Genomic DNA, 2,500 nt, shown 5'->3' on the forward strand with positions numbered 1-2,500 from the left:
TCAAGGAGTCATAATTGGCAAGCTGCTCCCCCATTCCCATGAAGACCAGATTGTTGATAAACTCACGGGGAGTAGCACGCTCAATGCCCTGGCCCACCATATAGTCTAGAACCGCCATCACCTGTCCAACAATTTCACTGACCGCCAGATTGCGTATAAAACCCATCTTGGCGGTGAGACAAAACAGACAGCCCATGGCACAGCCAACCTGAGAGGAAACGCACAAGGTGTATCGGTTTTCGCTGGGGATCAGAACACTTTCGATCATGGCGCCATCATGAAGCCGAAAACCAAATTTAACTGTCCCGTCACTGGATTTTTCAATAACTTCTGCCGGCACAGAGCTGATATAGGCATGCCTATCGAGCGTGTCACGCACCTCTTTTTTAATGTCCAGCATCTGGGTGAAATGCTGTACACCAGGCCGGTTTACCCAGGAAAACAGTTGTCTGGCTCGGCCACTGGGCAGCCCAAGACCGGTAACAAATACCTCCATTTCGACAAAGGTTAAATTCCGCAGATCTGTTTTCTGATTTTCTTCCGGCATGGCCCTTTACTGTTTCCTGACGCGTATCTGGCGTTTATTTTTTGGCAAATAGAAATAGAGAGATCTACCATATATTTTCTCAGCTATCAAAGATTCTGTACGCAAAACCATTTGCTTTTGTGTTCACGGTTGACGATTTGCGTAATACGTTATAGTAGATTTAGGGGATATTTTTTTCATCAATATAGCACCAAAACATTACGGATCAACTATGAAACTATGGGTAACACCGAAGGGTGATCGCTGGCTCTGCGCAGAATGCCAGGCAGAAGTTGAGGAGAAGATTAAAAAAGAAGCATGGCGGGTAGCCTTTGAAAAGGCCGATCCCATGTTGCGCTGTGCTGAATGCGGTCACGGGGATATAGAAATTTTTGATTAACGCTATCCTGAATAGCCCAGATCTTTCGGCAATCCTGACCGTCTGGCATTGGCCACAGCCAGTTCATCGCATCGTTCGTTTAACGGATTTCCGGCATGGCCCTTGACCCATTGAAATGTAATAGATAGTTCTTCTGTTAATTCAAGCAGTTGCCCCCAAAGATCTGGATTCACAGCTGGCTTTTTATCCGACTTAATCCAACCATTTTTACGCCAGCTTTTTGCCCAGCCCTTGGTGATCCCGTTGACCACATACTTTGAATCGGAGTACAGGGTAATCGACAGATCTCGCCGTTCCAGTTCCTGCAAGGCAACAATACAACCCATCAACTCCATGCGGTTATTGGTGGTACGTGAAAAGCCTCCGGAAATTTCACGGCAGTTTTCACCCTCAACAATCACTGCGCCATACCCCCCAGGGCCGGGGTTATTGATGCTGCCACCATCTGTGTAAATTCGTATTTCCCCAGCCTTCGGGGTTCTCATAGGTACTGATTCTGAAGGCTTTTTACGGGCCGGTTTCTTTTTAGTTCCAGCAGAATACGACGGATTTTTCAGCCAGTTTACAGCCTCTTCTTTAGTCGCAAATCCTTTAAAAACAGCCCCGGCAAAGCCTTTGACCTGGGCTTGGGCCTCAGGCCAATTCGTATAAATTCCGGGGGTAACACCTGCTGCAACAGCATAAAATTTCTTGGTAGCCATGTATATTCCTTTGTACCGATGCACCTGATCAAAAATGTTATTTCGCTGAAGTCAATTGTGGTCATTATTAAAAACCGTTATAGTAACAGCATTGCCATCGCACTCAAGCACGACTGTTGTAATATAAAAAACTATCCAAATTCAAGAGCAAAATGGTTTTCCAATGTCTAAAATACTCAAACTTTAAATAAATCAACGAAATCAAAACACGTATGTCACATCTTGTCCTCATCGGCGGCGGCCACGCGCACATGACAACCCTTGCCAGCCTTGCTTCGTTAACTCGTGCTGGCCATACCGTAACAGTTATTGGACCTTCGGATCACCATTATTATGCCGGTATGGGGCCCGGCCTGCTTGGCGGCACCTATAAATCCCGGGATATTCGCTTTAACACGCGCCGAGTCGTCGAAAAAAATGGCGGCTCTTTTGTGCTCGATACCGCCACACGTATCGACCCGTCAGCAAAAACTGTTCACCTGGCAAGTGGTCAGGAAGTTGCTTATGATGTTCTCTCCTGCAATGTCGGCAGCTATGTTCCGGATAAACACCCAACAGATAATTCCATACCTGTGTTCAGAGTAAAACCAATCAGCGGTCTGATCGCCGCACGTGACACCTTTCTTGAGCAATCCAAACACAAGCCCCAAAAGATTGCCATTGTCGGCGGCGGCCCTTCAGGTGCCGAAATTGCCGGCAACCTTCTGCAACTCGCAAAACAGTTTCGCCTCAAGCCTCCTCTGATTACCATTTTTGCAGGGGGCGGCTTTATGAAAGGTTTTCCGGATCATATCAGGGATCATATTGAGAGCTCATTAAGCAACCGTGGTGTTGAAATTGTTCAAGACTACTCAAACCGGATTCAGAGTGGCC

At 46.8% G+C, this 2,500-nt stretch carries 4 protein-coding genes; 2 read left to right on the forward strand and 2 right to left on the reverse strand.

What is annotated here, in order from left to right; translation table 11 throughout:
* Nucleotides 1-547: 23S rRNA (adenine(2503)-C(2))-methyltransferase RlmN (locus HQK80_16370; GenBank protein ID MBF0223765.1), on the reverse strand; the 547-nt coding region annotated here is incomplete at its 3' end.
* 211 nt (nucleotides 548-758) lie between these two features.
* Here HQK80_16370 and HQK80_16375 point away from each other — a divergent pair.
* Nucleotides 759-926 (forward strand): hypothetical protein, encoded by a 168-nt coding sequence (locus tag HQK80_16375; protein MBF0223766.1) that lies wholly within the window; start codon nucleotides 759-761, stop codon nucleotides 924-926.
* 2 nt (nucleotides 927-928) lie between these two features.
* Here the strand turns inward: HQK80_16375 and rnhA are convergent, their stop codons facing one another.
* Nucleotides 929-1,627 carry a ribonuclease HI gene (rnhA, locus tag HQK80_16380; GenBank protein ID MBF0223767.1) on the reverse strand — a complete coding sequence of 233 codons (699 nt, stop codon included), beginning with the start codon at nucleotides 1,625-1,627 and terminating at the stop codon, nucleotides 929-931.
* Nucleotides 1,628-1,839: 212 nt separating this feature from the next.
* Here rnhA and HQK80_16385 point away from each other — a divergent pair.
* A partial coding sequence (locus HQK80_16385; protein ID MBF0223768.1) for an FAD-dependent oxidoreductase occupies nucleotides 1,840-2,500 on the forward strand: 661 nt, incomplete at its 3' end.

The sequence above is a fragment of the Desulfobulbaceae bacterium genome, assembly GCA_015231515.1.
Taxonomy (GTDB): domain Bacteria; phylum Desulfobacterota; class Desulfobulbia; order Desulfobulbales; family VMSU01; genus JADGBM01.

Excerpts from the sequence above, each read along its gene's own strand:
- HQK80_16375 (MBF0223766.1), top strand. The coding sequence starts at position 759 with ATGAAACTATGGGTAACACCGAAGGGTGATCGCTGGCTCTGCGCAGAA.
- rnhA (MBF0223767.1), bottom strand. The coding sequence starts at position 1,627 with ATGGCTACCAAGAAATTTTATGCTGTTGCAGCAGGTGTTACCCCCGGA.